Origin of the sequence: Albidovulum sp. (genome assembly GCF_049646345.1) — a bacterium.
GTDB lineage: Bacteria > Pseudomonadota > Alphaproteobacteria > Rhodobacterales > Rhodobacteraceae > Albidovulum.
In genome coordinates, this window is sequence record NZ_JBARVQ010000073.1 from 1 (window position 1) to 6792 (window position 6792).

Annotated in this window: 7 protein-coding genes and 1 pseudogene; 1 reads left to right on the forward strand and 7 read right to left on the reverse strand. The window is 64.7% G+C overall.

The window, feature by feature from the left end; genetic code table 11:
* Positions 1–101: 101 nt before the first annotated feature.
* The 4 genes from WBB85_RS01815 to WBB85_RS01830 all read right to left on the reverse strand — a co-directional run bounded on the left by WBB85_RS01815 (position 102) and on the right by WBB85_RS01830 (position 4382).
* Positions 102–1769 (reverse strand): amidohydrolase, encoded by a 1668-nt coding sequence (locus WBB85_RS01815; RefSeq protein WP_432636914.1) that lies wholly within the window; start codon positions 1767–1769, stop codon positions 102–104.
* Between the two features lie 206 nt (positions 1770–1975).
* Positions 1976–2617, reverse strand: a complete 642-nt coding sequence (locus WBB85_RS01820; RefSeq protein ID WP_432636915.1) for an HAD family hydrolase — start codon at positions 2615–2617, stop codon at positions 1976–1978.
* The gene (gene rsmD / locus WBB85_RS01825; protein ID WP_432636916.1) at positions 2614–3177 is read right to left on the reverse strand and encodes a 16S rRNA (guanine(966)-N(2))-methyltransferase RsmD; all 564 of its coding nucleotides are present in this window, start codon (positions 3175–3177) and stop codon (positions 2614–2616) included. Before rsmD ends, WBB85_RS01820 begins: the two co-directional genes overlap by 4 nt.
* A complete protein-coding gene (locus WBB85_RS01830) occupies positions 3174–4382 on the reverse strand; it encodes an NAD(P)/FAD-dependent oxidoreductase (protein WP_432636917.1) in 1209 nt (402 codons plus the stop codon). Before WBB85_RS01830 ends, rsmD begins: the two co-directional genes overlap by 4 nt.
* Before the next feature lie 79 nt (positions 4383–4461).
* Between WBB85_RS01830 and WBB85_RS01835 the strand changes: the two genes are divergently transcribed.
* The gene (locus WBB85_RS01835; protein WP_432636918.1) at positions 4462–4950 is read left to right on the forward strand and encodes a peroxiredoxin; all 489 of its coding nucleotides are present in this window, start codon (positions 4462–4464) and stop codon (positions 4948–4950) included.
* Between the two features lie 67 nt (positions 4951–5017).
* Here WBB85_RS01835 and WBB85_RS01840 read toward each other — a convergent pair whose 3' ends face one another.
* The 3 genes and pseudogenes from WBB85_RS01840 to WBB85_RS01850 form a co-directional block, all read right to left on the reverse strand.
* On the reverse strand, positions 5018–5392 hold the full coding sequence (locus tag WBB85_RS01840; RefSeq protein WP_432636919.1) for a 4a-hydroxytetrahydrobiopterin dehydratase: 375 nt from the start codon (positions 5390–5392) through the stop codon (positions 5018–5020).
* Between the two features lie 18 nt (positions 5393–5410).
* Entirely contained in the window at positions 5411–6598 is a 1188-nt protein-coding gene (locus WBB85_RS01845) for a GNAT family N-acetyltransferase (RefSeq protein WP_432636920.1), read from the reverse strand.
* 44 nt (positions 6599–6642) lie between these two features.
* Positions 6643–6792: pseudogene (locus WBB85_RS01850) on the reverse strand (glycerophosphodiester phosphodiesterase family protein); the annotation flags it as partial.

Genomic DNA, 6792 nt, shown 5'->3' on the forward strand with positions numbered 1-6792 from the left:
TGCCCCGAATACCCGTTGCTGCGCCACCCCACGGGCAGGCGCTCGCCCGGCTTGCGTTGTACTCTTGGCGTAGACCGCAACGGGCTCTCTTCAGGCCTTCGTCAGCTGCACTGCCCGCCCTTGCGATATGTCACCCGCCCTCCACAAATGGTCAGCGCGACCGTCAGGTCGGCGACCGCCTCTGGCGGGGTTGCCTCGATATCGCCTGACAGCACGACGATGTCAGCGGCAAGGCCGGGCCGCAGCATACCCGTGACCTGATCGCGATGCGCGGCCCAGGCGCCACCGGCCGTATAGGCGTGCAGCACCTGCATGAGCGGCACGCGCTGATCTTCGGCCCCCTCATAGACCGGCCGGGTCAGGGCCGCCTGAATGCCGCGCAGGACCGAAATATCGGTGACAGGCCAGTCCGAGGCGAAGGCCAGCGGCGCCCCCGCCTCGGCGAGGGTCCGGCAGAGATATGCATCCGCCCAGCGGTTCCGGCCAATCGCGTCGAAGGTCGGGAACATCGCGAAATCCATCGCCCCCGGCGCATGCGGCGGTTGCAGCGAGGCGGTGATGCCAAGGGCACCAAGGCGGGGGATATCGGCCCGGTCAATCATCTCGATATGCTCGATCCGGTGGCGGCTGTCGCGCCTGCCATTGGCCCTTTGCGCCGCCTCATACCCGTCGATCGTAGTCCGGACCGCACCGTCACCGATGGCGTGCACTGCGATCTGCAAACCACGCCGGTCGGCCTCTGCCGCGATCTCATTGAAACGCGGGCCGGGAAAGAGCGGTTCGGAATGATAGCCCGGCCGACCCGGATAGTCGTCCAGCCGGAAGGCGGTGCCGCTGTCGATCACCCCGTCCATGAACATCTTGACGAAACCGGAACTCAGCCAGTCATCGTCGAAATCCCTCGTCATGGTCTCGGCCCGGTCCAGCGCCGACAGATCCATATGCGGCTTGAAATGGAACGGCACCCTGACCCTTGCGATCAGCCCGCCTTCGGCCTGCAAACCCCGCAGCAGGTCCAGTGTGTAGCGGTTGCCATCCATGTTCACCATCGAGGTGATGCCATGCCGGGCTGCATGGGCCAGACCGTTAGCGACCTTGGCCCGGTCGATGGCCTGCGCCGCCGCGTCGGGCCAGGGCGAGGGCTCTTCACCCGTCGCGATGCCGAGGTTCAGCCGCGCCTCTCCGCCCAGCGCGATCACCGGCGCGAAGGCCTCGAATTCACGCAACTCGCCCGTGGCCAGCCCGTCCGCGCCCATCACCACCTCATGCCCGTGCGGCATCGCGGCCCCTTCAAGGATACCCGCCGCCTTCAGCGCGGCGGTATTGGCCCAGACGGTGTGATGGTCATGCGCGCCGATGGCGATCGGCCGATCGGCAATGATCGCATCAAGGTCATGGCGCGTCATCGGGTGGTCGAGCATCGTGTAATGCCCACCCTGCGCCATCAGGAGCGGATGGTCGGGATGGCGCGCGGCAAAATCGCGGAAAGCGCGGGCCAGCGGCTCGGCCCCGTCGACATGGGTCAGTTGCAGATGGGCCAGTTCGGCCCCGCCAAGCACCAGATGCAGATGGCTTTCAAAAAATCCCGGCAAGACGGTTGCCCCGCCGCAATCGACCACCTCGGTCCCCGGGACCGCCAGATCTTCAATCTCCCGCCGGTGACCGATCGCAAGGATACGACCCTGCCCGATCGCGATCGCCTCGGCATGGTGATCGGCCGGATTCATCGTCAGGATACGGGCATTGGTCAGGATCATCTCGGGTGTCATGATAGTCCTCAGCGAAAAGATCGGTCAGAGCGGCCATCGGAATCCTATAGCGGTTCGGGACTATTCTGCATCGGAAATCGAACCTGTCTCAGTCGATTTCCGATGATCGATATTTCAACACAAACCCGAAACGCCCTGGCCAGGAATTCTCCTGCGTGACAGGCAGCATTTCGATGGGCGGGGCGGTCGCGCCGCCGAATGCAGGGTCAGATCCCGAAAAGGCCCGGAAGTGCCTCCATGCGCTGAAAGACATGAACGCCTTCGGCGGCCTCCCCCCCGCCTTCCGGAGCATAGAGAAAAGCACGCATGCCCGCCGCGCGGGCAGCCCGGACACCAGTGGCGCTGTCTTCCACGACGATGCAGGCCTCGGGCGCGGCCCCAAGCGCTTGCGCCGCGTGAAGGTACAGGTCAGGCGCAGGTTTCGGGCGCGCGACATCCTCGCGCGAAAAGATGCGACCTTTCAGCCGGGTGTGGAGTGCCGGGTGCTGCCCCAATGTCACCTGCATCTTGGCATGCGGGCCGTTGGAGCCGACCGCATAGGGAATGCCCGACGCATCGAGAGCATCAAGGACCGTGACAATACCCGGGACAAGCGGCGTGCCTTCGGCGAGACAGGCGAAGATTTCACCGTAGATGACGTCAAGCCAGGCATCCGGAAGGCGGGCACCGCGTGCGCGGGCATAATCGCCGACGCTGGCCATCGTGCCACCGATGAAAAGGCGGTTCACGTCTTCGGGCGCGACGGGCATACCATGACGCCCGAGATTTGCCGCGATCACCCGGTCGGTAATCGGTTCACTGTCGACGATCACCCCGTCGCAGTCAAAAAGAACGGCGGCGGGCCTCATTCGGTCGCTTGCAGGATGGTGATCAGCGTTTCGCCATAGCGGCGCTGATCGCGTTGGGTGAAGCCGTCAGGCAAGACGGGGCTTGTGCTTTCCTCCCAGACGATCAGCGCGCCGGGGGTCAGCCAGCCCCCCTCGGCGAGCGAGGCGAGCGCCTGTTCGCCCAGACCCTTGCCATAGGGCGGATCGAGGAAGACGAGACCATATCCCGGCCCCCGGTTCGGCCCCATCCGGGTCGCATCGCGACGCCAGACATCGGTTGTGCCCATCGCCTGCATCTTCTCGATATTCTGGCGCAGCAGCGCCCGCGCCGCCGTCCCGTCATCGACGAAGGCGACGCGTGCGGCCCCCCGGCTCAGCGCCTCCAGCCCCAGCGCCCCGGTCCCGGCGAAAAGATCGAGCACGCGGGCATCCTGAACCGGATTGCCGTAGGGCCCATTCATCAGAAGATTGAAGATCGCCTCGCGCACCCGGTCCGAAGTTGGGCGCAGATGCGCGGTGGCGTCGCCCGCACCAACCTCGGCGAGCTTCAGCCCACGCCGTGTACCGCCAATGATCCTCACGCTTTGAGAAGCGGTTTGAGGTCGGCCGCAGGGTCGGCGATCACGCCCGGATCGGGGGATTTGCCCGCCTCGATCAACCGCTTGCCGATCATATAGGCGCGGGCATCGTTCATCGCGTCGAGCGCCAGCAGCGTGTCGCCCTTATAATACCAGAAGCTGACCGCCCCGCCCTCGCCCGGCCGGGTCACGATCCGGTCATAGCCGGTATTCAGCCCCGCGATCTGCAGTTTCACGTCATACTGATCCGACCAGAACCACGGCTTGGCCTCATATCCCTTGCCCGCACCCAGCATGTTTTCCGCCACCAGTTCGGCCTGATCGATGGCATTGCCGACACTTTCCAGCCGGATACGCCCGCCCCGATGCGGGAATGAGGCGCAATCACCCGCAGCCCAGATTGCCGGGTCCGAGGTCCGGCCCTCGGCATCGGTGCGGATACCGTTCTCAATCACCAGTCCCGCCTCTTCGGCGAGGATGGTCAGCGGCGTGATGCCGACGCCGACAATGACGAAATCGACCTCGATCTGCGTGCCGTCGGACAGGGCGGCACCGGACACGCGCCCCTCGCCCGTCAGCCGGTCAAGCCCGGTATTTTCAAGGATCTTCACACCATGACCGCCATGCAGCTTGCGGAAATAGTCCGAAGTTTCGGGGCAGGCCACACGTTGCAGGATGCGCAGCGCCATCTCGATCAGGGTGACATTCAGGCCAAGTTTCGCGCCAACCGCCGCCGCCTCCAGCCCGATATAGCCGCCGCCGACGATCAGCAGCCTGCGTCCCGCCTGAAACTCCGGCGCCATCGCATCCACATCGGCCAGCGTGCGAACCGTGTAGACACCGGACAGATCGCCCCCTCCGGCGGCAGGCAGCCGCCGGGGCCGCGATCCGGTGGTCAGGGCCAGTTGATCATAGGGGATGCTTTCGCCGTCCACCCGCACCGTCTTCGCGCTGCGGTCGATCGCTGTAACCTCGGCCCCGAGTTTCAGGGTGATATCCTGATCGGCCCAGAAGGAGGGCGCGCGCAGGTAAAGCCGCTCCAGCTCCATCTCACCCAGCAGATAGCCCTTCGACAAAGGCGGGCGCTGATAGGGCGGGGCCGGTTCCTCGCCGATCATTGTGATCGCACCTGTGTGGCCAAGGCCGCGCAGCTTCGCCGCCAGTGATGCCCCCGCCTGACCCGCGCCGATGATCACGATCCCGCCCATATGCATTCTCCCTCTGGTCGCCGCACGCCGCGACCCTATATCGTTGATCAAGGAAAACGCAACGCGAGAGGATGCCAAGATGACGATCACCACGGGTGGAACACTGCCGGGCGCAACATTGTTGCAGATGGGCGCGAACGGGCCGGAAACGGTCGACCTTGGCGCAAAGCTCAAGGGCCGCAAGGTTGTGATCTTCGGTCTGCCCGGCGCCTATACCGGCGTCTGCACCGGTGCCCATGTGCCCAGCTTCATCCGCACCAAATCCGGATTCGATGCGAAGGGCGTGGATGAGATCATCTGCGTGTCGGTCAACGACCCCTTCGTGATGAAGGCCTGGGATGAGGCGACCGGCGCGGGCCAGGCCGGGATCACCATGCTGGGAGACGCCGAAAGTGCGTTCACCAAAGCGATCGGAATGAATTTCACCGCTCCGCCAGCGGGCCTGATCGACCGTTCAAAGCGCTACGCACTTTATGCCGAGGATGGGGTCGTCAAGGTTCTGCATGCCGAAGAAAGCCCCGGTGTCTGCGAAACCTCGGGCGGCGAAGCCTTGCTGGCCGCGATCTGACCTGACCCGATGGCGCGTTCAGCGCCTCCCCTCCCCCTCGTGGGGAGGGGATGGGGGTGGGGGGCGATCAGGCGCCACCGCCGCGCTTCGCGTGTAATTCGCACAGACATTCGACCGGCGCGCCGTGATCGCGCTGCACCTCGGCCGCGCCTGCGATCTTGTCCATGCGTTTGGCCAGCGTCACGTCCAGTGATGACAGCCCGCCGCAATCATGCGTGGTCAGCGTGACATCGACGATATTGTAGGTATTCGACCATTCCGGATGGTGGTTCAGCTTTTCCGCCTGCAAGGCGGCGCGGGACATGAAGCCCCAGGCCTCGGAAAAACTGCGGAAATTCCAGATCTTGCGGATCGCATCGCGGCCCTCGACGGCGTTCCAGCCGACCTCTCCAAGGGCGGGCAGATCGGTCTGGCGTTCCAAATCGGTCAGCAGATCGGCCATGGGCATTCCTTTCAGGGGTTAAAGGCGACCGGTCCCGGCGTCCGGTTTTCGGAACGGGCCGTAGTCGGTAAGAATCTCGATCTCTTCGCCGACCGCACGGGTCTCGGCCTCCAGATAGCGGGCGACGGCAGTCCGAAACGACGGTTCGGCAATCCAATGCAGCGAATGGGTTTCGACCGGCAGATAGCCGCGCGCCAGCTTGTGGTCACCCTGCGCGCCGGCCTCGACACGGGTCAGGCCATGGGCAATGGCATGGTCGATGGCACGGTAGTAGCAGCATTCGAAATGCAGGAACGGATGATCCTCGACCGCGCCCCAGTAGCGGCCATAAAGCGTGTCGCGGCCAAGGAAGTTCAAGGCCCCCGCAACCGGCCGGCCATCCCTTTCGGCGAGGATCAGAAGCACGTCGTCGCGCATCCCTTCCTGCACCGCGTCGAAAAAGGCGCGGGTCAGATAGGGGCGGCCCCATTTGCGGCTTCCGGTATCCTGATAGAAGGTCCAGAAGGCATCCCAGTGTTCGGGCCTCAGATCATCCCCCGTCAGTGGCCGGATCGTACCGCCGAACCCCGCAGCCCCGGCCCGTTCCTTGCGGATCGCCTTACGCTTGCGGGACGAGAGGTCGGCAAGAAAGGCATCGAAATCGGCATAGTCGCGGTTTTCCCAGTGAAACTGCTGGGTGACACGGTGAAAAAGACCCATCCGCGCCCCGGCCTCGGCCTCCTCGCCCGTGCAAAAGGTGATATGGGCCGAGGACAGACCATTGTCAGCGGCGATCTGCACCATGGCTTGCGTCAGTGCGGCGATGCCCGTCGCCTCACATCCCGGCCGGGTCAGAAAGCGGCGGCCGGTGGCGGGGGTGAAGGGCACGGCTGCCTGCAGTTTCGGGTAATATTTCCCCCCCGCCCGGTGCAGCGCATCAGCCCAACCATGATCAAAGATGTATTCGCCCTGACTGTCGGTCTTCACGTAAAGCGGCATCACGGCGATGATCTGCCCCTCGGCCCGCGCCACAAGATGATGCGGCTGCCAGCCGGTGCCCGGCCCGACCGAACCCGAGCGCTCCAGCGCGTGCAAAAACCTGTGGGTGGTGAACGGGTCGATGGGCGAACCAGCTACCGCTTCGGGGCAGGCACAGGCATCCCAATCGGCTTCGGCAATGTCGCCAAGACCGGAAAGCGCAGTGATTTCGATGGCGGTCTGATCCATGGCCCTGTCCTTCCCCCTGACTTGGGGATCGGCGGGGGGCTTCGTCAAGCCGGGATGACCGCGCTGTAGCGCTCGAAGGTCACATTATCGACAATCCGGCGCGCCTCCGCCTCAGCTGTCTCCGATTTCACGGTCCAGCACAGAATACCGGCCCCGGCCACCTTCAGGTCCGCCACACGCGGGCGGTCAAGGTC